Genomic DNA, 24274 nt, shown 5'->3' on the forward strand with positions numbered 1-24274 from the left:
TTTCTTCGGTGATGCTAGAAATTAAGCATTTTCTTTTCTACGTCTAGCAAAGTAGACTCCTGCAATAAGTAGCAAGACTGCGCCACTTCCTAAGTAAACGTAGATTCCTTTGCCACCTGTTGAAGGTAAGGTACCTTTGTGTTTGTTTGGTACTTTTTCTGGTGAAACTAGGTTTTCTGTTGTGCCATATGATTGTTCATTGACCACAAATTCAATCCGATTTGTTAACAAGACATAATCATCAGGAGCTACAGTTTCTTCTAAATAATAGGTACCGTATTTAAGCCCTGTGATATCAACTAATCCATCAGCCGTTGTTGTAAAAGTAGTTGCTTCAGCTTTTGTTTTCACCCAAGTTGCTGCTTTCGTTGTTTCATCGATTTTCAAATAATTTGCTGTGTCGCTGTTTTTATCACGGACGACAAAGGAAGCTCCCGCCAAGGCTTGTGTCGCTGTCACATCGCCATCGACTTTAATGAAACGTTTCCCACCTGTCACCACTTCAACAGTTGGTGGTGTTTGGTCGTCGGTATGACCGTTATCAACATTCGCCTCATTTTTAAAGCCTTTCGTAGGATCTGCTTTTTCATTTAAATGCATAAAGTAAACGAATTTTAGTGTGCCGCCTGGCGTTAACGTAGGAATATATTCTGGATTAACGGCGACAGTGAAGCCATTTGCTTGTTCAGTCACTTGATAATTTTCAGGAGCAATCACTGTATCCCCATCATATAACGCATAGGCATACTCTCCAGAAGTCACGTTATCAAAAGTTAAGGCTGCATCATGTTTATCAACTAAATTGAATTTGACGTATTTATTAGCGTCGCCTTCTTTGTCTGCAATCCCCAATGGAATATTTACAGAAATTTGATATTTAATTTTTTCGCCAATTGCCACATCTTTACCATCTAAGTTTGGTGTTGTTTTATCAACTTTAGAGGTATCATTTTTGACTGTTTTTTCAACAGGTGTTTGATTGTTTGCTTCAATTGTAAATGGTGTTTTTGTTTGATTTTCAATTAATTCTGCATTATTTGGAGCTTTTACTTCTTCTAAAATATACGAACCAACCTCAAGATTTTTAACTGTTAATTCTCCCGTTCCATTCTCTGCTTCTGTGAAATCATTTTCGCCAATTTCATAACTTTTCCCAGTAATAAAGCGTTTTGCTTGTTCTTTATCCGTTGTCCATGTATATAATCCATCTTTGACTCCTTGGATATATTTTACTGTGCCTGGTGAGCCTTCGCTTTTGGAAATAACAAATTCTGCGCCATTTAATCCTTCATTTTCAGCAGTTCCTACTTTTTTCACATGTAAACTACCATCATTGGCTACCACATTTTTAGGATAAATATGAACAATCGCTAATTCTTCTGTTCCATATTTATAGGAACCATCTGCTTGCTTGATCATTTCGTAAACTGGGAACGCCACCACCATATTCGTAGCAGCAACTACACCCTCTTTTGGTTCTTCTTTAATGGTATACACTGCATCTTTACCATTTTGTTTTTTAGGTAACTGAACAGTGACATTCCCATTTGCATCGGTGGTTCCTTGAGCAACAGGTTTCCCAGGAGTTAAACTTTGGACAGCTTGTTTAGCTGCATCGACGCTTGCGCCTGCCGCTCGTTGCTCGTAAAATTCGCTCGTCACGTTATAAATACTAAACGTCACATCTGCCAGTCCTTGATATTTATCAAACTCGCTCATTTCTTTCCCGCTATTTTGAATAAGCGGATCTGGTAAATCCGTCATTTTCTTTTTGTGAATCACGAGCTGTGCGCTCTCCCCATTTTCTTCTGCAAATGCAGTTGTTGTCCCTAATACACTCGTGAAAAGTGGCAAAATTAGTAACAAGGTACTAACGGTGTACCAAACTTTTTTTAATTGCTTCATTTTCTCTCTCCTCTTTTTTGTTTTTGGTAAAATAGCCAAATGACTACCAGCCCAATGATTAGCAGGCCTGCAATCGTCAACCAAATAGAACGTTCTTCATTTGTTTTTGGTAAGAAGCCTGACTCTTTTACTTTTTTATTGATTACATGTAACGGTGCTGTTTGTTGTCCGTTCGTTGCATAAGAATTTTTTTCCACCGTAAAAGGAATTTCTGTTTGATTCAGAAGATAACCTTTTGGTGCAGAGATTTCTTCCAAGAAGTACTGGCCATCTTTTAAACCTTTAACTGAAAATTCACCGGCTTGATTAGACGTGATTTTTTTAGCTAATGCTTTTTCTTTTTGCCAACGATACCCGTTTGCTGTTTCATTGAGGTATTCCCCCGCTTGATTTTTGACGATAAAAACAGCCTCTGGCAAGGTGATTTTCGCATTTTCACTATCAACTTTGACAAAAGACTTGCCGCCTGTACGAACTGCGGCTCTTTTAGTCAAGGTATGCTTGTCCGTGACTAATTGTCCTTCGTTGTTAATCGCAGTGTCTGGTTCAGCGGTCTTTTCTAAACGCATTTGATACGACACAGTCATTGTTTGATTTGCAAAGTTTTGTAAGTCTTTAATTGAAAAATCAAGCGTAAATCCATGCTTTTGCGTCGTCAGTGTGTAACCTGTAGTAACTGTTTTTCCAGCCACTTTTACCTCAATTGATTCTGGTAAAAGTGTCAACGTTGTATCCGCCTTATCTGACAAACGGAATTCCTGATATCCTAAAATATTCGCTGGAATCTGAGTCGTTAACTGATAGTTAATGTGCTCTCCTTGATTAAAGCCTTGTTGCTTATCGAGTACCGTTTTTTCAAGTGGTGGTAAGTCATAGGCATTTTCTTCATTTTTTGGATATAAATGAATATGCGTTAACGATTGCCCTTGTGGATCTTGAACAGGCAAAATCACTACTAGGTTGCTAGCTTTTTCCTTTACCACTTCCGGTGCTTCCGCTTCAACAAATAAATAGGCTTTATCTCGTTGCTGCGAATCTTTGCTAGCTAATGAAAAAGAAACCACTCCATCTTCTCCATTTATTGTCTGTGTTTTATCTTCTGCGATCGGTTTTCTATTTGTTGCACCGGTTTCTGCTAATTGACGCTGTGCCTCTTGGACCGTTTTTCCTTCAGAACGAAGCTGATAAAACGGATCCGTCACATCATAGACTTGATAAGTGACGTCATTTAAGCCCCGATAATTTTGAAGCAGCGTTCCCTCTTCCCCTGTGTTTTGCTGCTGTTCTGGTAATTGACCATCAGGGAACAATAATTTGTGCAACGTAACTTGAACGCTTGCTTGCGATGCTTCTGCTAATGCTTGCTGTGAAAACCCGAAAAGAGCGAGTAGCATGACGCAAATACTTAACCAACGTGCGTTTTTCATTGATTACACACTCCCTTCTGGTCGTCTAATAAAGAGATAAACACCCGCTATCACGAATGTACTAATCGCTATCAAGTAAAACCACAAGCGTCCTATGCCACCAGTTTCAGGTAAAGGAACCTTTGCTTGGTTAGTAACATCTAAAGTAATTTGATTATTCTTCTCTCCAGAAATTAAAACATCTGCTACTTTTTCCCCATCTATCGTGACTGAACCATCTTCGCGAATTATTAATTCGATTGGTTCTTTTAACCCCTGATATCCTTCTGGCGTAAAGGTTTCTGTTAGGACATATTTCCCTGGTTTTAAGTTTTCAAAAACAAAAGTATCCGTTTCTTTGCCATCTTTTGGTAATTCAATATCCGTATCTGGTCCTGTTAAACGGAATTTCGCTCCTTTAAGTGGCGTCTGATTATCGGCTTTTTTATGAACCGTTAAGTCAAAAGGTTTCAAATGATTTTGATGTGTCAGTGTCCATTCTGGCGCATTTTCTTCAATATTTTTGCCTGCATAGTGAATTTCTCCATATTTATCAACAGTAAATTCATAATTTCCAGCAAGAGTGTCGTAGCCTAATGGTCCTGATTGTTCCACCATTCGATACTCACCAGGTTCACTAATTTTAAAATAGCTCAATCCTGCAGTATCTGTTTTTTGAGTTGCCACAGTTTGGTAACTTCCTTGAGCATTTTTTCTTTGCAACGCAAAAGTCGCCTCTGCTAAGTTCACTTGTTTGCCATTTTGCATGGTGTATTTTCTAATTCTGATTGGCAAAGAAGAAAATTTATTTTCAATTTCCAATGGAATAACTTGATTTGTGGTGGTCACTTCTTGTCCATCGATGCTTACTTTGCCTTGCTCACTCACCTCAATTTGCCAAGTTGTTTTCTTGCCTAACTCATGTCCTACAGGTGCTTTTACTTCAGTTAATGTATAGCGTTCCCCTTTTTGTAGGCGCACATCTTTTGGCAAGGAATAGCTACCATCTTTATTGTCCACTAATGTTGTTTGAACATTTTTACCACTCAATTCAAAGACGGCTCCCACTAAGTTTTTCTCACCTGAGGAAGAATTTTTGATTACTTTTAAATCTAATGGCTTGAACTGCTTCGTGTTTTTCCAAGTAGTATCGTCGATTTTTTCTTGACTGTAACCAGGAACTGCTAATTCACGGGTTGTTTGATAATTGAAAGCTTGTCCTTGATTGTTGTATTGGGGAAGCCCAAGAACTTCTTGATAGCTTTCATCCGCGGTTTTGGAAAGTTGGGTTACATTTTTGCGCTCCCAACTATTGCTGGTATCATTTTCTGGTTTTGATAATTTAATATACCCAGTTTGCCAGTTGGCTGTGTCAGTTACTTGCTTTCTACTAATTTCATAAATCACATTATCTGGCCGACTTGTTGGGTCTTGATCATACTCTTCCCAGATTTTTTTCACGTTTAACTTCACGCTAGGTGCTTTTCCCGAAGGAACCCCAAAATCAACTTTTTCAGGGGCTGTGGCTAATGGCTGAAACGTTGTCCGACCATTCATTTGATACCAAAAATCAGGTTTGAAGTTTTCTGACTCTGTTTGAATACGTACTTGATAATGAATTTGAATTTCTTGCCCTTTACCCAAATAAATCTCATTACTATTAATTGTAGCGCCTGTTAGCGACACTTCTGGTAATGTTTGAACCTGAACAGGACCCACACTTTTCATTGATAATGTATTTGGCTCGTATTTAAAAGGTTCAGCAATTGGATCAACTACTTTTCCGTTTACAACCGTTCCTGAAATCTGAACGGCTTTTTTCGCTAAATAATCAGAAATGTCTGGTGCATAATCCGCTGATTCATAATAAAGGTCTCCATTTTCATCGGCTGACACCATCTCACGCATTTTATCTTCAACTTGTTGTTTAGATAAATTAGCTCGTGGATCGCTTTGCAATTGAATGCCCAATCCATGTATTTCAATCCCGCGTTGTTTTAAGGCCATTGCCTCACCTATCGTGGCGATAAACGTACTGTTAATTCGTTTATTGATATTGTTTTGATCTGGCGCATTATAGCTACCAGAGATATAAGAAGTGCTACCTGGTTGATCTTGTCGATTCGTAAATTGTGTCCCGTAAAAGCGACCATCCGCCTCTGTTTGAACTCGACTCACTTTATAAGAGAAGGTTGGGACGCCATCCGTTAAAAGTACAATGACTTTCTTATGTCCATTTGGCGTTGCTAACATATCACCAGCATCTCTTAATGCTTTTTGAGTGAAAGTTCCTCCTCTAGTGCTACTTGGCGTAATATTTTTAATTGGATTTTTGACTGTATCAAACGGTCCCATTTGAATGGCGTTGTTATTATAACCGTCACTTGAGTAGCCAACATAGCCCATGTTGATGTTATTGGTAATACCGCTATCTGCCAATGTATCAACAAAACGGTTCACTCCTTTTTGTACTTCACCAATCCGATTGTTTTCATTCATACTACCGGACCAGTCAACGACTAAGACCAAATCCAATGGCGTGATTTCTTTCTGAACATTCCCACGCACATTAAGATATACATCAAAAAGCCCTGGTGTTGTTGTTTCTCTAGCATATTTTCGGATGGCATAATCGGCTTGGTCTCCTGTACCGCCATACTCAATATAAGAATTTGTGCGATTAGTAGGGTCCCCATTCCAACTCGTTTGACCATCCCATTGTGCACCACCGTCTTTATTCCCTTGATGGTTTAACACATTTTGATTGCCTGTGGGCTGCCAATTAGCTGTCGGATAAGTCCCAGAATTATCCGTCGTGTATTGTGGTGCAATTAAAGGTAGTGCCAGATTCGCTCTCAAAGTGGCTGGCGCCATTCTTGCTTCTGCAAATGGATTGGTTACCTCTTCTGTTGCGGTCGGCTGTTCTGTTTTTTCTGGAGCCGAATCATTTTTGTTAGTTTCTTTCGTATTTTCTGGTACAGTTATTTTTTCTGGTTCAGTTGATTCTTTAGCAGAATCCTCTACTGTTATTTTTTCAGAAGTAACTGAAACATCATATTCGTTGTTTTCATACAATAACTTAGGTGGCTGAGCTGTTTGAAGCGAACTTTGCTCAACAGCTAACGAAAGCTGTACCGGCTTTTTTACTTGTGCGTCCAAAGTCAGATAAAGCGTACCATTAGTCACTTGGTAAGAATATCCGTCTTTTTCAATTACAGCAGTATCCATGAACTGTGCATTTTTCAATTGAATTTCTCGTTGTAATGGCTGCTCTGTTTGGTTGAGAAGATTTAACTCGATATTAATATTCGTTTTATCATTCTCATCTGTTATCATTTGAGCGGATGTAATTTCAACTTCTTTGGCTGTTTCTGCATAGCCAATGAGCGGTATGAAATAGGATGAGACAAGTAAAAAGACTACGCCGAAAACCCCAAATTTCTTTAGTAATTTAATGTCTGTTCTCTCCTTTCTTTTATGAATTAACAGTTAAATTAGAATTGCCTAGCACGTAAAATTTCATTATTCTAATCTGATAATTATTATACAGAGAAGGAGCTCATTAAATCACACCAGCTTTCATACCAAGCGGTTTCATTTCTGAAATTGCGTTATTGTTTCGATGATTGTTTCATTAAAGTAAAGGACTTGGGAGGAAACAATATGATTAGGTTTTTAGAAAAAAATTATCGGAAAATGGAAGAAATCATTCGTGTCTTATCCATTTCTGATAAATGGATGACTAAAAAAGAACTTGCAAAATATATTGGTAGTTCTGAGTCTACTTTTATTCGTTATATTGAGGAGATTAAACAGCGTTGGGGCGAAAGTTTAACCATTAAAACATCGCATAAATTAGGCTATCGTTTAGAAAACTTTAATGTGTCCTTATATTTAAACGTGCTGACGGATATGGCAAAAACGTCAACGACCACCCAATTGCTCCATGAGTTTATCCAAAATCCTGGCAAAACCATCGAATATTATTGCGATACCATCAATATTAGTCGCTCTTCTTTTGCTCGAAAATTGAAGCAGTGTAATCAGGTCTTGGAAACTTACTCTCTTCGCGTTATCGTTGATCAAGGCTATCAATTAACTAGCCAAACAGAAGAATTGCCTTTACGTATTTTTACAACCTTTTTCTTTTTAATGTATTATGGTCATTATGAATTGCCTTATCAATTAGATAAGCAAGAAATCAAACAATTAATGCGTCGTAATCAATGCCAATTAAATATTATTAGTATGGATAACAGTTATGAACACGATTTCTTTATTATGTATTTTATTGTTGATTTATTAAGAGAGCATCAAGGCTTTCAGCAACGTTTCCAGAAAAAAACAGATAAAAAGAGTCCAATCAAAATGGAAGATTATCTTTTACTCAGTCGTCATTTTACTGGGCTCAGCCGTGAAACCTATCGGGAAGTTCTCCGGTATTTTCAAAGAGGCGCTTTTCAGCAATACTACTCCGAAGACCAAGAAGTCATCAGTCAAAGAATACGTGAAAATTTAAAATTTAATGCTTTTTCACAGATTGAACAATTAACAGAAGAAGTCGTCGACTTCGCTGTTCACTTGTTAACCTGTCTTTATTTGTTTTCTCAATTAGTGCCTTTTGACACCTCCGAATTGACACAAAGGGCCACCTTTTTCACTCGACAAATTCATTTTACTCAGCTTCACTTATATGCACGATTAAAAGCAGAATTGCATTTCTTTTCCGCTCTTTTAGAAACAAATCTATTAAACTATTCATCTTCTTATATTTTTTGGTTGCTTAATACTTTTCCAGAAATTAACCAGAGTTTCGACTCAAAAAAGATTTTGATTATTAGCGACATGGGCCTGAATCATAGTCAATATATTGGAAACTATGTCCACGATATTTTAGCTTTGCATCGGATTCGTTCAAATACGTTAGCAATTACGGAAGAACAATTAGGTGAACATCAACTTGAAGAATTTGATTTGATTATTACCAATCAGCCAATTATTGAAACCAGTGTTCCAAGTATTTTAATTAATGATGCTATCTTATTTTCTAACAAAAGAGAATTGCTCGATTTATTAAACTTTTAACGTCTTAATGGTTTTCCCTATCTACCAAAAAGATAGCCCTTTTATCAAGAACCACGTAATGTGAGGTGCCATCATACAGAAGATATTTTTATTTTTCTGAAATCAAAAAGAAAATAGGACATAAGTCATTTCGACTTATGTCCTATTTTCACTCTTAAGATAATCAGCTAAACGAAACCAGCAAATTAAATTTCTGATTGATTCACTGGCCATCTTGTGTGACTTTTACTTGGCAAAATTAATGTAATGAAGATCACTAAAGTACCGATAAAAGGAAGTAAATAGAATAAAATCCACCAGTTACTGTGGTCGCGATCATGCAATCTTCTTGCTCGAACAGTAAAGTTTGCCAACCAAATTAAAGCAGTCAGCAAGAAAAAGATAATGGTCACGGTATTCCATTCTTTAATGATTGTTCCATCATTGGGTGTTACTTCAATATATCTGTAAACGCCCGTAATTGCTGAATAAATCCCTAACACCAAATAATTAATTAATTGTGGCCACCAATATTGTGCTCGTGTTGCTGACGCATTCATTGTTGTAATATTATTCCAGTATTCTCTATACGCGTTAAACATATTATCACCCCCGCATTAACTATTACAGAAGTCTTTCGTTTTGTCAAAGAATAACGTTATTTTATGCCGCTTAATGACACGTCCATGTGCCTTCCTTAAACTCACACGAAGCTGACTTTTCAGAAGAAGGAGTTAATGAAACTAACGGTTGCTGTTGTTTTTCTTCTGCGAGAATTTTTTGAATAGTTTGGCTGATTTGTTGTTTCGGTACTGCACCATTAATTAAATATTTTTGATTAATGATTAGTGCGGGAACTCCTTGTAAACCATAAGCAGAAGCTAGCGCAAAATCTTCTTGAACCGCCGTCCAAACAGCCTCGGAAGCAACAGCTTCTTTCCATAAAGCAAAATCAATCGTTGTCTCTTTTACTAGCTCCTCAATTACTTCTGGCTCTTCAATATTTAAACTTCTCATAAATAAACCTTCTTGTAACTTATCAAACAGTACCCAATAAGTGTCTTGGTTGCCAATGTATCCAGCTGCTTTTGCTGCTAATAATGCATTCTTTGATGTTGGAAAATCAAATCGTTGCTTCCTCATCCCTTCAATATTAAAACGATGCTTTGAATCGTTTTGATTGGCATGCACCCAATGCGTCAAAACTTCTTCTTTTACTGCTGCTCGTGAGCCAAACATTGTTTCAAAATCGTTTGCGGACCACCCCAACGCAAACGACCGATGAATCAATTCAATTTCAGGAAATTCTTGTTGAATCTCATGCATGCGGTCAGACATTGGAAAACAAAAACTACAAATAACATCATGGAAAAATTCTATTTTCATCCTTACCCTCCAGTAACTCTTTTTTCAAAACAGATTGAACTAAATTTACCATTTTACTTACTAAAAGTAAACAAATGAAGCCAATTAAAAGAAAAAGATGAAACAAAATGCGCTATGGCTTTTGTCTCACCTGTTCTATCTACTTATTCTGATGTGTCCATTCCATTACCCGCTCACCATTCGTATCTAATTCACCATTAAATACAAAACCAAGTTGTTGATACAACCGAATTGCTGAGCTGTTCGTATCATAAACACTCAAGTATAGCTTGTTTGTTTGGTATTTTTCTATTAGAATTAACATTAAAAGTCGACAGGCTGCTTTCCCATAACCTTGTCCTTGGAACCGTTGATCAATTAAAAAGCGGTCTAACCAAACGCGCCCATCTTGCCAACGTCCATACATGGCATAGCCGATTAATTGATTGCCGTCATAAATACCTGCCGATTTCCATTCTGGAAATTGGTCCGATTCTTTTAGATTTTCTGCCATTGATTCAATGAAGGTTTGTTGTTCAGCGAAAACTTGTAGGTTTTCCACTGCTTTACGATTATCGTTTGTTACTTTTTCAAAATGTATTTCCATTGTTTTCACCTAATTAGTTGTTATTTTCTGCATACTTGTCTTCTTTCTTGCTTCTTATTTTAACATACTTATTTCCCTTTGCTTTCTCTAACTCTCTGTGATTATACGTTTCTCTTTTTTATGGGAAATCTTCCCTATAAATGGAGACTCTTTTCAAGAGATTTCTTTTTACACTGCCCGTTTCAAATGATATAAATGATATATAGAGTGTTTTAACTATGTGCAACATGATTAAAAGTTAACTGTTGGGGAGCAGTTAACTTTTTCTTTTTAACCACAAAAGAGAGGATCCGCTGTGAGAAATAACTGCAGTGGATGCTCCCTTTTGTATATTATTTATTTACTAGCCGATAGTTGAAAGCTTTCCCGTTACTCAGTAGTATCGATTTTGTCTTCTTGACTATCTAAAGAACGGTCAACTTTTTCGTCGTAACTTTCCATGGAATTTTCATTTTTATGTTTCTGCTTATCGACCGTTTTATCGACTTTTTCTTTCTGTCGATCAATTGTTTTTTCCATCTCTTCGCCAGCCGAGGTACAACCACTCAGTAAAAGGAAACTTGTGAATAAAAACGCTGACAAGATAACTGTTTTTCCGATTTTTGTTTTCATAAACTCACCTCTCGTTTAATTTAAAAAACGTCCCGATAAAACATTGTTTCCTTGATTAATTACTCACAATTAGCGAACGACTAAGACATTGCACAAAGCATGGTTAACCACATAATCTGTAGTAGAACCAATCAAGGTTCGTTGAATAGCACCTCTTCCCGTGGCACCTAGCACAATTAAATCTATGGCATAATTTTCAGAAATCGTGTTGGCAAGATAACGTTTTGGGCTCCCAAGCTCAACAATTTTTTTGACTGTTTTTACACCAATTTCACTCGCTTGTTTTGCCTTTTCAGTGAGCATCTCTTCTGACTTGTGTTTTTCTAAATCATACAATTCTTCAAAAGAAAATGGACTCGTCGTAAATTCAGCATCATTAATAATTGTAGCTAAATAAAGAGTGGCTTGTTCCTCTTTGGCAATCCTGACAGCTTCATGAAAAGCTTTTTCAGATTGATCTGAGCCATCAAGAGCAACCAAAATATGTTGATATACTGACATTTTATCCGCCTCCTTAACCAAATTAAGAATCAAAACTAACACAACAGCTGTGTTACATTTTAGTGGCTATCTGTTGTAATTTTTCCACGGTTAATGCTTGATAATTTGTTTCTTCAAGTAGTCCTGTTTGAATTTCAACAGAAACATCTTCCGTACATGTTTCTAAAAACATTGTGGCATAATCAAACTGTTGCTCTAAGAATGTTTCATACTCCAGTCGACAACGTAAAAATTCTTTCGCGGTATCCGAAACATATAAACACATGCGGCGCTTATTCGCTTTCTTGGTTATCACAAAATAGGTTCCTTCTAAAATCGTGGTAATCTCTTCAATAATATACGCTGCATCTTTTACCATTCCGTCAATCCAGTCCTTTATTTGTTTTCAGTATCGTTGCTTTTTTCTTTGTCGTCACTTAACAGCTCTTTAATTTTTTCACGATTGTCGTATAACTTTTTTCCTACGCCCACTAAGGCACCACCAGCCAATAACTTTGTTAAAAAGCCGCCATTTACGTTTGTTTTTTTGCCATGGTGTCCTTTTAAATGATGTCCCATCCTAGCCACCTCCATAATTTTTATTTCTATTACCTATGAACATTATCTCATATGTTTTCACAAAACGCACGTATAACAATAGTTTTTTAATCAAGGCTCGACCACTTTGTAAACTCATGACTTTTAATATGCCGAATCTCTTCAAATAAAATATGTGTATGTCCAACTTTTGCATACTCCATTGAACTCATCCCTTCAAAAACACCAACAATTGGCGGTTGAACACGGCCAAAATCATCCAATGTATTCAATTGGATTTCTAAAACCTGGTTATTTTTTAAAGACTGCTCTAAGTATTCTTCAATTTCTTCTGTTGTCTGTTGCGGTAAGCGTTCAAATGCTCTCTTAGAATATTCGTCAGAAGCTTCGATTCCTTCTTGTAACTCCCCCAATGCAAAAGCGGTCGCCCATTTCAGTTCAAAGGGACGATCATGGTACTCATTATAAGGTGTAAATTCTTTTTTTGTTCGTTTCATGATGTTATCCTCCTAAACCGACATTTCCTCCAGCATGTCCACCGACTAATCCTGAACGATGAATTGCCGTCGCGCCTTCCAACAAAGAAGAGGCGTGGATTAAAGCTTGAAAGCCAAATTTTTGTCGGATTTTATCAATCAGATAGTTTAACTCCATTTCACTAATTTGCTCTTCTGGTTCCGAAAATAAATCTAATTGTAAAGATTCATTCCAAACTAATTTCCCATAAGAAAGCCCTAATTGCCGGACATCGGTTCCCGCTAGATAATGTTCTCTAAAAAGGGCTAATACATAGGTAATCAAAACTTTTGTATTGTTTGTTGCAGGAATCGTTTGTTGTTTTCGCCAACCAGTTCGTCCTTCACGGTCAATTTGACCTTTGGAATAACCAACGTAGACTGTGATACATTCCGTTTGACAATGCGCTTTTCTTAAACGAGCAGCCACTTGTTCTGTCAGTTCCTTTAAGACTAGTTCAATCTGATCTCTTCGCGCATAATCTCTCGGCAAAATCTGACTATTTCCAAATGATTTTTCAGCTTTATGTGGTGCTTTTTTTCCTAAAAAGGTACGATCAATCCCCCATGAATGAGCATACAATTGAAGCCCCATCACGCCAAATGTTTCTTGTAAAAGATGCGGATTCGCTTGCGCTAACTCATATACAGAATCAATTCCTAAACGATTCAGTCGTTTAGCCATTCTGCGACCAATCCCACAAAAATCTGTCAAAGAAGGCAACTGCCAGACAGTATCTGGTACACGATCATACCGCCATTCTGCAATAAAATCTGGCGAATGTTTGGCGCCATTGTCCAACGCCAATTTAGCCAGTAACGGATTGTCCCCTATCCCAACGGTCACATAAATACCCACATGATTATAAACGACTCTTTGGATAATCCGAGCCATCTTATAGGCGGTTTCACAATGAAAATAACTTAAAGAAGCAGTTACATCAAGAAATGATTCATCTACACTAAACACAGAGTGATCTTCATCTGCGACAAACTTTTTATATAAATTATTGATTTCTTGATTTTTTTTCATGTACAAATTCATTCGTGGCGGAACCACATATAAATCAGGATGAGCGGGCACTTGATTTTTACGCGTAACATTTGAAACACCTAAAACTTTTTTTGCCATTGGCGATGCTGATAAAACTAATCCCCCCGCATTTTCGGCATTACTCATCACTACTAACATCGTTTTCAACGGATCTAACCCACGTTCTGCGCATTCTACACTAGCGTAAAAACTTTTGCAATCAATACAAAGAATATCGCGACTAGGTTCTTTTTCATAATCAAATTTCATAAACATCACCTCACTTGCAAAATCATTATACGAACAAATGTTCGATTAATCAAGCGAACACTGTTTATTTTTTTGTTTTTTTCAAGAACGGTCGGTGATCAAAAAAAATAAGTATTCGGAATTATTATATTCCAAATACTTATTTTTTCTTTTACATCTTATTTCGATTTAAAAATAACGATAAAAAGCCCGTTCCTAACAGAATTACTGCTGAAACATAATAAGGGAAAAAGTGATTGATATCAAATAAAGCTCCTGCTGCCATTGGTCCTAAAATATTACCAAAACTTGTAAATGTCGAATTTAGTCCGTTGATGGTTCCTTGTTGATCTCCAGCATGTTTGGATAAATAAGTAGTTACTGCTGGTCTAAACAAGTCAAACGCTAAAAAGACAATAAACGTTGAAAATACAACAACTAAATTATTTTTTGTAAAGGCAATCACGGCAATAAAAATGGCACTTGCAAAAAAGGTTAATTGGATTAAACCCATTTCACCTATTTTTTGGACGATTGCATCAAAGAAAAACAACTGACAAATCAACGCTAAAATACCACTAACCGTAATCACGATTGCTATTTCACTTGTGGTAAAGCCAAAATTAATAGTCGCCATAATACTATAAATAGATTCGAACGCTTGCAGGCCAAAAGAGGAAATTAAGATAATCACAAATAATGAGGTAAACATTGGATTTCTTAAAATATCCATAAATGAACCTTTTTTCGCTTCAACAGCGGCTAAAATTCGTTTCTCTGGCTCCTTCAAAACAGTTAATGTCAAAATAAAACCAATAAACGCTAAAAATGCGGCCGCAAAAAACGGGGCGCGAATACCTAAATAAGCAATAAAACCACCAACTCCTGGTCCGATAATAAAACCACCACTAATTGCAGCTGACACAAGTCCCATCGCTTTCGGACGTTCAGAAATCGTGGTCATATCTGCCACAAAGGCTGTCACTGACGGCATTAATAAAGCGGCGGCAATCCCACCTAAACCACGAGAAATATAAAAACCGCTTTTCGCTTGAGCTAAACCAAATAATAACTCAGAAATTGAAAACACCAACATGCCCGTTGCAATCATTTTTTTCCGACCAATTTTATCCGAAAGGACACCTGCGATTGGCGATGTGATTAATTGGGCAATCGCAAAAATAGAAATCATCATTCCCATTGTGGTACCAGAAAAATGCATTTCTTCTTTTAATTGGGGAATTACGGGAATGACTAGGCCTACGCCTAGAAAAACAAGAAATAAGTTAGAAATTGCTAAGTACATCATACTATTTTTTTTCGTCATAATTTGCCTCCTCCATAAAAAAACAGCCATCAAAAATGGCTATTTCTGTTTCTTTGTATGTACTTTCTTTGACAGTGTTTCGGCTGAAACACTCGTTGAGTCATTGAGATACATTTTACACTAATTCGCTGAAAATTTCACTAGTTTTTACTTATTTTTTTAAAGGAAATTGTTATTTTTTAAAGACATAACTTAAGTATCCAAGTATTTAATGAATCGCTTTTGTTTTTTATCAGAAACATAGCCAATGTGTTCATAAAATTGATGTGCTGCTGTACGCTGTTCCCCTGAATTTAAGCGAATCGCAGACAAGTTACACTTTTTAGCTTCCGTTTCTAGTTTCGTCATTAATTGTTTGCCAATTCCACGGCCTTCTGCTTCTTTTGCCACTGCTAACCCCAGAACGTTCAATAACGTTTGGGAATAAATTGTTTCATACAGTTGCGCATGCACATAGCCTAAAATCTTGCCTGTTTTCGTTTCTTCATAAACATATAAAAACTCTCTGTCACTGGCTAGTAGTAATTTCTCAATCTGTTTACAGGTCACGTCAACGGGAACTTCATAGCCCAATTGTTCTTTATTAATGATAGTTAACGCCGCTGCATCTGTTGGCTTCATTTTTCTAATCAAGGGTGACAACCTCCTAAATGATATTTATAGAGTATTACTTTGGCTACTCTATAGTTTTTTCGATAAATAAAGAACTAACTCATCATCATTAACACACCGTTCGTTTGGTTTCAGCTGCTTATTTTGAAACCAGACTCCTGAACCATCTGGCACATATCCTTGTTTGATATATAATCTTTGCGCTGCACCATAACCAGGATGCAGGCCTACTCCCAAGGAAACAGTATCTGCATAACTTTTGGCAACATTTTCTGCACGATTTAATAATAACCGCCCCACTCCTTGTTTTTGAAATGGCAAGAAAACATTGAAATCAGCTATTTCAGGATATAAATTTTTAAAAGGTCCTTCCTTAGCTAATGGCAGTAACGTCACATAACCTAACAGCGTTGCCTTTTTCTCCGCTACAAAAACCGTTCGTTGCTTGACTAATTGTTCTTCTAAATAGTTCATTAAAATCTCTTGGCGACTTGGCCAACCTTGTTGGACAAATTGAGTATCCAGCGCTAAGATATCTTTCTCTTGCATTTCTCTAATAACCACTAGCTCAGACATTAGCATTCCCTCCCGAAAAGCGTTTTCATTTTATAAAACGAAGCGAATAATTCTTCGCTCCCTTATTCATTTTCAAAAACCATCGAGTTGATGATATTTGGGCAAAACAGCAACACATGTTTCTTCTGAATTAACAGCAATAACGAACCCTTGCCATAAGGACCACGTCACCGCTTCACCTAATTTCTCTTTCACTCGTTGAATCATTTCAGCTTGCGTTAAGTCTCGTGCAGGAAAATGTTGAACTTTGTCGTTACTGATTAAAAAAATAAATGATTCTGAAAAAGCTGTCATGACTTCAGGTGGTAAATTTTTTAATCGTTCTTGGTAATCCATTGAAACCACTCCTTCTTTTTTATCATACCACAACATCCATTTCTCTAAAAAGCGCAGCACTTACTACTGAATATCTGCTAAAATTTGCCTGATAATCTGCTTTTCAGACAGTTGTTCAGATAACCGCTGTTCTCCCGGAAGCCCTAAATAATCTTCTGATAGCCACCAACGTTTCATTTCCACGACACCAAATTCTTGATTCTTGTTTCTCTGGCTATGTCTTTTCAGCGTTTCTTCAAAAGAAAGATCAAAATAATAAACCTGAACGTTTCCTTCAAAGAGATGGATTATTTCCTGAAAAAAGGAATGATAAATGGCTTTTTGAAAAATCCCTTCAACAATCACATACTGGCATTCTTGATAACCAAAAGCTACCAACTGTTTTAACAAAGCAATACTTAGATTACCTGTTTCATCTTTAACACGAAGCATTTCTCTGCGCACCACATCTTGAGAAATCAATAACGATTGTTCTTTAAGACACTGATGAAGCGCTTTAGCTATCGTTGTTTTACCACTACCAGAATTACCACGTAAAATAATTAATTTCGGTTGCATCTGTTTCCCTCCATTTTCTTGATTGTTGAAAACCAGCAGAAAAGAGCAAAAAACTTGGAAAAAACTCTCCAAGTTTTGCTGTTATTTTGATGAATGTTTCGTTGAATCTCGCTGAATGAATTCCGTTCCGACAATAATTTTTCTAGGAACTGGTGGGGTATTCAAGCATAACTCTTTCATTGTCTCAACTGCTAGCTCACCCATCCATTCAGTATGAACTTTAACTGTTGTTAATGTTGGTGAAACATATTTTGCGACACTAATATCATTAAAACCAATGATAGAAATATCTTCTGGCACACGAATGGCTGCTTCTTGTAACGCCCGCATCGCACCAATGGCCAACGTATCACTTGCAGCGAAAAAAGCGGTTGGACGAGTGTCCGCTTCTTCAATAAAGTCTTTCATCGCTTGATAGCCTTCTTCAACAGAAAAAGCTGCTTCGACAACCCATTCTTGATGATAAAGGTCCAGATCTTTTAAGGTTTCTTTAAAAGCGACAAAACGTGGATCAACCAATGCCACGTGGGACTCTTTCGTATATTCTTGCCCAGAAAGCATACCAATTTTCTGATGCCCTTGCGCCAAAAATTCTTGCACAATTGTTTTAACACTTCCAGCAAAATCAACAACAATGGAGTTTTGGCCAAAAGCCATTGCATCAAAGTCTACAAATAGAAGAGGTGCGCCTAAGGCGGCTAAGGCTGCCACTTGCTTTTCATCAAATTTTCCTAGGGCAATTGTCCCATCAAATCTTTTTTGAGACAGGTTTGTCAGAGATTCTTTGACTAAAAGAAAACCCAATTCCTCTGCCCGCTTTTCAACACCTAAACGAATCGATAAATAGTAAATATCATCCAGTTCTTCTGGATCGCTGAACCATTGGACAAACCGAATTTTCTTTTTGCCTGCTTGTTTTTTTCTGGCTCGCTTTTTATAATTTAACGTTTCTGCTGTTTCAAATATTTTCTTCTTCGTTTCATCACTAACTGATAATGTTTCATCATAGTTCAAAACTCTCGAAACTGTCGCTGAAGAAACACCGACTTGCTCTGCTATATCTTTAATGGTTACGATGTTCCTCACCTCAAATTAATCATTTTCAATACATTGAATAAATCGTTCAAAAGCACGACGGCCTTCTTCGTCACGTTTAAAGACGCCGGCATCTGTTAAAATTTGAACAAAAATTGTCCCAATTCCTTGTTGGATCACTTCTTTGACATTGGCTTCAGTGATGGTTTGCTGACTGAGTTCATCCGCCCAAGCTCGATGACTTTCAGCAATTTGATTGGGTTGCTTTAATAAATACTTTTCGACTTCTCTTAATTCTCGTGCCAGCCTTGGTGGCAAAATAGCTAGTCCCATTACTTCAATTAAGCCAATATTTTCTTTCTTAATATGTTGTACTTCTGGATGTGGATGAAAAATACCATCTGGAAATTCCTCCGAAACATTATTATCTCGTAAAACTAAATCCAATTCAAATAATGACCCTTTGCGTCGAGCAATTGGCGTAATCGTATGATGCGGTGTGCCATCTTCTGAATAGGCCCGAACTGAGACTCGTTCATCAGAATAATTGCGCCATTTGGTCAAAATTAATTCGGCCGCCTCAACGAGTTCCTCTTGACGATCACTTTGAAGACGAATCACAGACATCGGCCATTTTAAAATACCAGCAGTTATCTCAGGATATTTTTTCAAAGAAAATCTTGTTTCCATTGGTGCTAAATCCATTGGAAATGTATGACGTCCTGCTTGGTAATGATCATGAGATAAAATAGAACCACCAACAATTGGCAAATCTGCATTAGAGCCCACAAAATATTCAGGGAATAACTCCGTAATTTTAAGGAGCCGCTGGAACGTTTTTTTCTCGATTTTCATTTCTCGATGTTGTTGGTCCAAGAAAATCGCATGCTCATTATAGTAAGCATATGGCGAATATTGAAAGCCCCAAGCTTCGTCCTCTAAATTTAGTCGGATAATCCGATGGTTTGTCCGTGCTGGATAATTCACACGACCATAATAGCCTTCATTCTCCATACATAACATACACGCTGGATATTTTTTTTGACTCATTTTCTTTTCAGCCAAAATTTTTCGAGCATCCTTTTCTGGCTTCGATAAGTTAATGGTAATTTCTAGTTTACCATAGGGTGAGTCCATTGGGAAAATAATATTTTTGGCGATTGCTTTCGTTTTAATGTAGTTATTTGTTTTACATAACTGATAAAAATAATCCGTTGCTTTTCGTGGAGACTCTTGATAATAATCCATAAACTTCCGATTAATGATGGTTGGGGTCGGCGTAATAAAATCCATTAACTCCGCTTCTAGTTGTTCTGCTTCCGTAATTGAGTCATCGATTTGGTGATTGGCTTGTGCAATGTTTAAAAGATGTTCCACCACACGCAACGGTTCTTGCTCACAAGCAACCGCTTCTGGTTGTTCAAAAAAATCACAGCCAACTAGTTTGGCAATCCGATTCGTCAAATAATAGCGGTCTGTTTCCGTCCAATCGCCATTTTCTATGATTATCTCTACAAATGCAGCAATCCATTTACTACTTTCTTTCATCATCTGATGTTCTCCTATTCATTATAGCCTTGAGGATGTTTCACATGCCATTGCCAAGCGGTGGCGATAATGTCCTTGACCTCAGTTACTTCTGGTTGCCAGCCTAAAACTCGTTTGGCTTTTTCACTAGAAGCAATTAACGTACTAGGATCCCCTGCTCGGCGTGGCGCGATTGTCGCAGGAATTTCTTGACCTGTCACTTCGCGAGCAGCATCTAACATTTCTTTAACAGAATAGCCGTTGTTGCTACCAAGGTTAAAGACGTCACTTTCGCCGCCATTTTTCAAATATTCTAAAGCCAAAATATGTGCTGCAATCAAGTCTTCAATGTAAACATAATCTCGAATGCACGTGCCATCTGGTGTATCATAATCATCCCCAAAAATACTTAGCTCTGCTCGTTGGCCCAATGCCACTTGTAAAATAATTGGCACAATATGCGTTTCTGGCGTGTGATCCTCACCAATTGAGGCATCTTTTTTTGCTCCTGCAACATTAAAATAACGCAAAGCAACATATTTCATTCCATAAGCGTTGTCGCACCATTTCATGATTTTTTCCATCATTAATTTACTTTCCCCATACGGGTTTTTAGGATTCGTTGGGGTTTCTTCTGTAATAGGCATTGCTTTTGGTTCGCCATAAGTGGCCGCTGTGGAAGAAAAAACAATATGTTTCACTCCAAATTCTTGCATGACTTCCAAGGCAATTTGAGTGCCGTGAACATTGTTATTGAAATACATTAACGGTTTCTCCACGGATTCTCCTACTAAAGAATTGGCCGCAAAGTGCAACACCCCTTCAATTGATTCCTTTTCAAAGACACTACGTAAAAAAGCTTTATCACGAATATCGCCTTCATAGAAAGTCGCTTGTTCATGAACTGCTGAACGATGCCCCGTTAATAAATTATCAACAACAATAACGGCATATCCTTTTGAAATTAATTGATCGACGGCATGTGAGCCAATGTAGCCTGCGCCACCTAATACTAAAATAGACATTTAAAGCCTTCCTTTCTAAAATAACTTTCTGGCACCATCATCAATTGATGCAGGATAAAAATCAGCAGCATAGCCAATTTTATCTTGATAACTCTGGCCAACAGCTTCAATAAATGCATCTATATTTTGCTTTGGTACCAAAGCAATACTACAACCGCCAAACCCTGCACCAGTCATCCGTGCGCCCAAAACGCCTGGTTGTTCTTGCGCACAAGCCACTAAGGTATCCAACTCAATACCGGTTACTTCGTAATCTTCTTTTAGCGAACGATGTGAGGCATTTAATAATAAGCCAAATTCTTCCAAATCCCCTTCAGTTAGCGCTTGTTTTGCCAATAAAGTTCGTTCATTTTCTGTGACGGCATGACGCGCTCGTTTAATCAACGTTGGATCTCCAATCAATGCTTGATATTGGTCAAATGTCTCGCTGTCTAATTCACCTAAAAATTCAATCGATAACTCTTTTTGAAGCAAACGAACGGCTTCTTCGCATTCTGCACGGCGTTCATTATATTTTGAATCTGCTAATTCACGACGTTTGTTAGTATTCATAATAACAATCGTATACTCACCTAATTTGGCGGGAACCATTTCATAGTGCATATTATTGGTATCTAGTAGAATAGCTTGATCTTTTTCTCCCATCCCTACGGCAAATTGGTCCATAATTCCCGAATTAACGCCAATAAATTCATTCTCCACTTTTTTACCGATTTGCACCAACTCAAGCATTGGACAGTGTAAAGCATATAAATCATTACAGATCGTCCCCATTAAAAGTTCAATAGAAGCAGAAGAAGACAAGCCAGCACCATTAGGAATCGTACCGTAGAAGAGCACATCTAAGCCAGAATCAATATTGTGTCCGCTTTCAATCAAGTAATTTAAAACGCCTTTCGGATAATTTGCCCAATCATCTGAATCTGAATAGGTTAAATCTTCTAATGAAAATTCGATGAGACCAACCTCTTTAAAATTATCAGAAAACATTCGAATTTTTTGGTCGTCTCTTTTTCTTGCCACACCAAATGTCCCTAAAGTAATAGCCGCTGGGAAAACATGACCGCCATTGTAATCTGTATGTTCACCAATCAAATTAATTCTTCCAGGGGCAAAATAACAGGCTGTCCCTTTCTCACCAAATATTTCTACAAATCGATTCATTAACAGTTCTTCCATCACTAATCGCTCCTTTCACTAGTAAACAAATTGTATAATATTTACTAAACTTTTGCAAATATTTACTTAACATTTTCTTGATTGTCATTTTGATTGAAAACGTGTACAATACAATTAAATAAAGATTTATTTTCTTAGCGTTTCTTTTTGACTATTTAAATAATCTAAACAACAAAGTTAAATTTACTAAATATTTACTTAAAGGAAGGATTGATTATTTTGACTATTTCAACTGAATCATTTGGACAAGGAATGCTTCTTTACACACTGACGAATAAAAATGGTGTGACTTTAAAAGCAACAGATTTTGGTGCGCGAATTGTTGCGCTCGACGTTCCTCTTACAAAAAATGAATCCCGATCACTCGTGCTAGGCTTTCCCTCAGCAGATGAATATTTGTCTAAAGACTTATATTTTGGTGCAACAATTGGTCGAACAGCTGGCCGAATTGCCGATGGCTCCTTTGAACTAGCGGGTAAAAAGTATCAAACGATGATTAATACTCCTACTCAAACAACACTTCACGGTGGCACACCTGGGTTTGAAAGTAAAAAATGGCACAGCGAAATCCAAGAGGCACAAGCGAATCCTTCTGTGAAATTTTGGCTAGAGAGTCCTGCTGGTGAAAATGGTTTTCCTGGAAATCTCACTGTTTCAGTCACGTATACATTGACTGAAGAAAATGAATGGCAAATTGAGTATCAGGCAACTACAGATGAACAAACACTTTTTAATCCAACCAATCATGTCTACTTTAATTTAACTGGAAATCCTACAATCCCCATTGATGCGCATGAGTTACAAATAAATGCCCAAAAGTTTGTCCCGCTTGATGAAAGAGTTTTACCGCTTGGAGAATTAGCTTCCGTCGACCAGACAGCTTTTGATTTACAAAAACCTAAAAAATTAGCTGAGGTTTTTTCAAGTAACGATGAACAAATCCAAAAGATGAACGGCTTCGATCACCCTTTCATCTTAACCAATCATGATTTAATTAACCCAGATGTTATCTTAAAAAGTCCTACTAAAGATATCACCTTAGAAATGTTCACTGATCAACCTTCAGTTGTTATTTTTTCAGCAAATTTTGCTGATAACGGTCCCGATATTCAAGGGCAAAAATTAGTCAATCACGGAGCGCTCACATTTGAAACCCAAGTCTGTCCTGGTGCTGAAAGATTTCCGTTGTTCGGTTCTATCACCCTCTCACCTGAACAGGAATTTCACTCAACGACCCGTTTCAAACTAATTTATTAAGTGAAATGGTGCTCTTAACCAAACTTATCTTCGAACTAAAAAAGATAAGAATGGTTAAGAGCACTTCTATTATTTGACATTTTTAATCGCTCCATTTACACTATTTTCAATTAGAAAGGCGGTGATGTCTATGTATGCAATCAAATTTTTTCATGGCTATTTAACTGCAGATGGTAAACGTACGCGAGATAAATCAGGTTGTTTAGTTTACCACTCTGAAAAAGAAGCACAAAAATTAGCAGATAAAATTGGCGGGAGAGTTAAAAAAATTGGATAACCTTAGGTAAAGGATAGATAAGCAAGGCTATTTTGCTATCTGTCCTTTTTTATTTTACATATTCCTCGACTTATTGTATTGATTTGATACAATAGAGAAAAAGCCTAAAGGAGCGCTTACATGAAACAAAATGACTTTGATTATATGCAAATGTTAAAAGGTGAATTATATTACGCCCCCACCATTTTACCCGAAAACAAATCAACAAAAGGCAAGGTGTTAGCTCAAAAAATCAATCAACTTCCTATCGATAATGTGAAAGAAATTGTGGCCCTAGAAAAAGAATTATTAGGAAAAACTGGCAATGAGTTATATATCACCCCACCCCTCTATGTAGATTACGGTCGCCATATTGAGGTAGGAGAAAATTTTTATGCAAATATGGATTGCATTTTTTTAGATGTAAACAAAATCATCTTCGGTGATAATGTCATGGTTGGCCCTCGTGCTAGTTTTTATACTGCCGGCCATCCAATTGATCCAACGATTCGAACTGCAGAATTAGAATTCGGGACGCCAATTATTGTTGAAGATAACGTGTGGATTGGCGGAAGTGCCACCATTTTACCTGGCGTTACAATTGGAAAAAATGCTATTGTCGCTGCTGGTGCTGTGGTTACAAAAGACGTTCCTGCCAACACGATTGTTGGAGGTAATCCAGCAAAAGTCATTCGCAAAATTGATGAAAACGATCAGCAATTTTGGACAGAAAAGCAACGGCAGTATCAAATCGCTAAGAAGCAATTCTTTCATGAATAAAAAATCCCCAAT

The 24274-nt window shown here is 37.2% G+C and carries 25 protein-coding genes; 4 read left to right on the forward strand and 21 right to left on the reverse strand.

All coding sequences use genetic code 11. The features are described 5' to 3' along the window. Positions 1-21 precede the first annotated feature (21 nt). From ebpC to ebpA, 3 genes are read right to left on the reverse strand one after another with little or no spacing between them, the layout of a single operon-like run. Positions 22-1905 (reverse strand): endocarditis and biofilm-associated pilus major subunit EbpC, encoded by a 1884-nt coding sequence (gene ebpC / locus IGK96_RS08950; protein ID WP_104846634.1) that lies wholly within the window; start codon positions 1903-1905, stop codon positions 22-24. After that, positions 1902-3332, reverse strand: a complete 1431-nt coding sequence (gene ebpB, locus IGK96_RS08955) for an endocarditis and biofilm-associated pilus minor subunit EbpB (protein ID WP_104846635.1) — start codon at positions 3330-3332, stop codon at positions 1902-1904. The genes ebpC and ebpB overlap by 4 nt, the downstream gene beginning before the upstream one ends. A gap of 3 nt (positions 3333-3335) precedes the next feature. Next, complete coding sequence (gene ebpA / locus IGK96_RS08960; RefSeq protein ID WP_153227076.1) at positions 3336-6800, reverse strand: endocarditis and biofilm-associated pilus tip protein EbpA; 3465 nt, start codon at positions 6798-6800, stop codon at positions 3336-3338. Between the two features lie 174 nt (positions 6801-6974). On the opposite strand from ebpA, the gene IGK96_RS08965 reads away from it, so the two are divergent. Beyond that, positions 6975-8396, forward strand: a complete 1422-nt coding sequence (locus IGK96_RS08965) for a helix-turn-helix domain-containing protein (RefSeq protein WP_025187107.1) — start codon at positions 6975-6977, stop codon at positions 8394-8396. A 185-nt stretch (positions 8397-8581) separates the two neighbouring features. On the opposite strand, the gene IGK96_RS08970 is transcribed toward IGK96_RS08965, so the two are convergent. The 18 genes from IGK96_RS08970 to IGK96_RS09055 form a co-directional block, all read right to left on the reverse strand. After that, positions 8582-8977: a DUF805 domain-containing protein gene (locus tag IGK96_RS08970; protein WP_002358131.1), complete on the reverse strand. Its 396-nt coding sequence runs from the start codon at positions 8975-8977 to the stop codon at positions 8582-8584. A 70-nt stretch (positions 8978-9047) separates the two neighbouring features. Continuing rightward, positions 9048-9761: a DsbA family oxidoreductase gene (locus IGK96_RS08975; protein ID WP_002375225.1), complete on the reverse strand. Its 714-nt coding sequence runs from the start codon at positions 9759-9761 to the stop codon at positions 9048-9050. A gap of 139 nt (positions 9762-9900) precedes the next feature. Further along, the gene (locus IGK96_RS08980) at positions 9901-10347 is read right to left on the reverse strand and encodes a GNAT family N-acetyltransferase (RefSeq protein ID WP_104846637.1); all 447 of its coding nucleotides are present in this window, start codon (positions 10345-10347) and stop codon (positions 9901-9903) included. A gap of 369 nt (positions 10348-10716) precedes the next feature. Beyond that, a complete protein-coding gene (locus IGK96_RS08985) occupies positions 10717-10959 on the reverse strand; it encodes a hypothetical protein (RefSeq protein ID WP_002358134.1) in 243 nt (80 codons plus the stop codon). A 69-nt stretch (positions 10960-11028) separates the two neighbouring features. Then, positions 11029-11460 carry a universal stress protein gene (locus tag IGK96_RS08990; RefSeq protein ID WP_002391595.1) on the reverse strand — a complete coding sequence of 144 codons (432 nt, stop codon included), beginning with the start codon at positions 11458-11460 and terminating at the stop codon, positions 11029-11031. A 52-nt stretch (positions 11461-11512) separates the two neighbouring features. Further along, entirely contained in the window at positions 11513-11818 is a 306-nt protein-coding gene (locus IGK96_RS08995) for a hypothetical protein (protein WP_104846638.1), read from the reverse strand. Positions 11819-11835: 17 nt separating this feature from the next. Next, positions 11836-12033, reverse strand: a complete 198-nt coding sequence (locus IGK96_RS09000; RefSeq protein WP_033625696.1) for a hypothetical protein — start codon at positions 12031-12033, stop codon at positions 11836-11838. A gap of 71 nt (positions 12034-12104) precedes the next feature. Continuing rightward, positions 12105-12494, reverse strand: a complete 390-nt coding sequence (locus tag IGK96_RS09005; protein WP_002358138.1) for a hypothetical protein — start codon at positions 12492-12494, stop codon at positions 12105-12107. Between the two features lie 4 nt (positions 12495-12498). After that, complete coding sequence (locus IGK96_RS09010) at positions 12499-13815, reverse strand: Y-family DNA polymerase (RefSeq protein WP_002358139.1); 1317 nt, start codon at positions 13813-13815, stop codon at positions 12499-12501. Positions 13816-13966: 151 nt separating this feature from the next. Continuing rightward, positions 13967-15121, reverse strand: coding sequence for a multidrug efflux MFS transporter EmeA (gene emeA, locus IGK96_RS09015; RefSeq protein WP_002358140.1), 1155 nt, complete (start codon positions 15119-15121; stop codon positions 13967-13969). A gap of 192 nt (positions 15122-15313) precedes the next feature. Then, on the reverse strand, positions 15314-15754 hold the full coding sequence (locus tag IGK96_RS09020) for a GNAT family N-acetyltransferase (protein ID WP_002369669.1): 441 nt from the start codon (positions 15752-15754) through the stop codon (positions 15314-15316). A gap of 48 nt (positions 15755-15802) precedes the next feature. Then, positions 15803-16315, reverse strand: coding sequence for a GNAT family N-acetyltransferase (locus tag IGK96_RS09025; protein WP_002384748.1), 513 nt, complete (start codon positions 16313-16315; stop codon positions 15803-15805). A 66-nt stretch (positions 16316-16381) separates the two neighbouring features. Next, positions 16382-16681 carry a hypothetical protein gene (locus tag IGK96_RS09030; RefSeq protein ID WP_002390034.1) on the reverse strand — a complete coding sequence of 100 codons (300 nt, stop codon included), beginning with the start codon at positions 16679-16681 and terminating at the stop codon, positions 16382-16384. Between the two features lie 27 nt (positions 16682-16708). After that, positions 16709-17275, reverse strand: coding sequence for a kinase (locus tag IGK96_RS09035; RefSeq protein ID WP_174115611.1), 567 nt, complete (start codon positions 17273-17275; stop codon positions 16709-16711). A 9-nt stretch (positions 17276-17284) separates the two neighbouring features. Next, on the reverse strand, positions 17285-18289 hold the full coding sequence (locus tag IGK96_RS09040) for a LacI family DNA-binding transcriptional regulator (protein ID WP_002358146.1): 1005 nt from the start codon (positions 18287-18289) through the stop codon (positions 17285-17287). Positions 18290-18295: 6 nt separating this feature from the next. Continuing rightward, on the reverse strand, positions 18296-19786 hold the full coding sequence (gene galT / locus IGK96_RS09045; protein WP_173962501.1) for a UDP-glucose--hexose-1-phosphate uridylyltransferase: 1491 nt from the start codon (positions 19784-19786) through the stop codon (positions 18296-18298). 14 nt (positions 19787-19800) lie between these two features. After that, positions 19801-20790 carry a UDP-glucose 4-epimerase GalE gene (gene galE, locus IGK96_RS09050; RefSeq protein WP_010773940.1) on the reverse strand — a complete coding sequence of 330 codons (990 nt, stop codon included), beginning with the start codon at positions 20788-20790 and terminating at the stop codon, positions 19801-19803. Positions 20791-20805: 15 nt separating this feature from the next. Then, positions 20806-21969 (reverse strand): galactokinase, encoded by a 1164-nt coding sequence (locus tag IGK96_RS09055; RefSeq protein WP_010775714.1) that lies wholly within the window; start codon positions 21967-21969, stop codon positions 20806-20808. A gap of 252 nt (positions 21970-22221) precedes the next feature. Between IGK96_RS09055 and galM the strand changes: the two genes are divergently transcribed. The 3 genes from galM to IGK96_RS09070 all read left to right on the forward strand — a co-directional run bounded on the left by galM (position 22222) and on the right by IGK96_RS09070 (position 24262). Further along, positions 22222-23226: a galactose-1-epimerase gene (gene galM, locus IGK96_RS09060; protein WP_002399811.1), complete on the forward strand. Its 1005-nt coding sequence runs from the start codon at positions 22222-22224 to the stop codon at positions 23224-23226. 130 nt (positions 23227-23356) lie between these two features. Beyond that, positions 23357-23503 carry a hypothetical protein gene (locus tag IGK96_RS09065; RefSeq protein ID WP_002384758.1) on the forward strand — a complete coding sequence of 49 codons (147 nt, stop codon included), beginning with the start codon at positions 23357-23359 and terminating at the stop codon, positions 23501-23503. Between the two features lie 120 nt (positions 23504-23623). Beyond that, positions 23624-24262, forward strand: coding sequence for a sugar O-acetyltransferase (locus IGK96_RS09070; protein WP_002365472.1), 639 nt, complete (start codon positions 23624-23626; stop codon positions 24260-24262). Positions 24263-24274 lie beyond the last annotated feature (12 nt).

Origin of the sequence: Enterococcus sp. DIV0682, assembly GCF_051712685.1 — a bacterium.
GTDB classification, from domain to species: domain Bacteria; phylum Bacillota; class Bacilli; order Lactobacillales; family Enterococcaceae; genus Enterococcus; species Enterococcus faecalis.

Coding starts and splice junctions, on each gene's coding strand:
- ebpC (WP_104846634.1), bottom strand. CDS start 1,905: ATGAAGCAATTAAAAAAAGTTTGGTACACCGTTAGTACCTTGTTACTA.
- ebpB (WP_104846635.1), bottom strand. CDS start 3,332: ATGAAAAACGCACGTTGGTTAAGTATTTGCGTCATGCTACTCGCTCTT.
- IGK96_RS08965 (WP_025187107.1), top strand. CDS start 6,975: ATGATTAGGTTTTTAGAAAAAAATTATCGGAAAATGGAAGAAATCATT.
- IGK96_RS08970 (WP_002358131.1), bottom strand. CDS start 8,977: ATGTTTAACGCGTATAGAGAATACTGGAATAATATTACAACAATGAAT.
- IGK96_RS08975 (WP_002375225.1), bottom strand. CDS start 9,761: ATGAAAATAGAATTTTTCCATGATGTTATTTGTAGTTTTTGTTTTCCA.
- IGK96_RS08980 (WP_104846637.1), bottom strand. CDS start 10,347: ATGGAAATACATTTTGAAAAAGTAACAAACGATAATCGTAAAGCAGTG.
- IGK96_RS08985 (WP_002358134.1), bottom strand. CDS start 10,959: ATGAAAACAAAAATCGGAAAAACAGTTATCTTGTCAGCGTTTTTATTC.
- IGK96_RS08990 (WP_002391595.1), bottom strand. CDS start 11,460: ATGTCAGTATATCAACATATTTTGGTTGCTCTTGATGGCTCAGATCAA.
- IGK96_RS08995 (WP_104846638.1), bottom strand. CDS start 11,818: ATGGTAAAAGATGCAGCGTATATTATTGAAGAGATTACCACGATTTTA.
- IGK96_RS09000 (WP_033625696.1), bottom strand. CDS start 12,033: ATGGAGGTGGCTAGGATGGGACATCATTTAAAAGGACACCATGGCAAA.
- IGK96_RS09005 (WP_002358138.1), bottom strand. CDS start 12,494: ATGAAACGAACAAAAAAAGAATTTACACCTTATAATGAGTACCATGAT.
- IGK96_RS09010 (WP_002358139.1), bottom strand. CDS start 13,815: ATGAAATTTGATTATGAAAAAGAACCTAGTCGCGATATTCTTTGTATT.
- emeA (WP_002358140.1), bottom strand. CDS start 15,121: ATGACGAAAAAAAATAGTATGATGTACTTAGCAATTTCTAACTTATTT.
- IGK96_RS09025 (WP_002384748.1), bottom strand. CDS start 16,315: ATGCTAATGTCTGAGCTAGTGGTTATTAGAGAAATGCAAGAGAAAGAT.
- IGK96_RS09030 (WP_002390034.1), bottom strand. CDS start 16,681: ATGTTGTGGTATGATAAAAAAGAAGGAGTGGTTTCAATGGATTACCAA.
- galT (WP_173962501.1), bottom strand. CDS start 19,786: ATGAAAGAAAGTAGTAAATGGATTGCTGCATTTGTAGAGATAATCATA.
- galE (WP_010773940.1), bottom strand. CDS start 20,790: ATGTCTATTTTAGTATTAGGTGGCGCAGGCTACATTGGCTCACATGCC.
- IGK96_RS09055 (WP_010775714.1), bottom strand. CDS start 21,969: ATGGAAGAACTGTTAATGAATCGATTTGTAGAAATATTTGGTGAGAAA.
- galM (WP_002399811.1), top strand. CDS start 22,222: ATGCTTCTTTACACACTGACGAATAAAAATGGTGTGACTTTAAAAGCA.
- IGK96_RS09065 (WP_002384758.1), top strand. CDS start 23,357: ATGTATGCAATCAAATTTTTTCATGGCTATTTAACTGCAGATGGTAAA.
- IGK96_RS09070 (WP_002365472.1), top strand. CDS start 23,624: ATGAAACAAAATGACTTTGATTATATGCAAATGTTAAAAGGTGAATTA.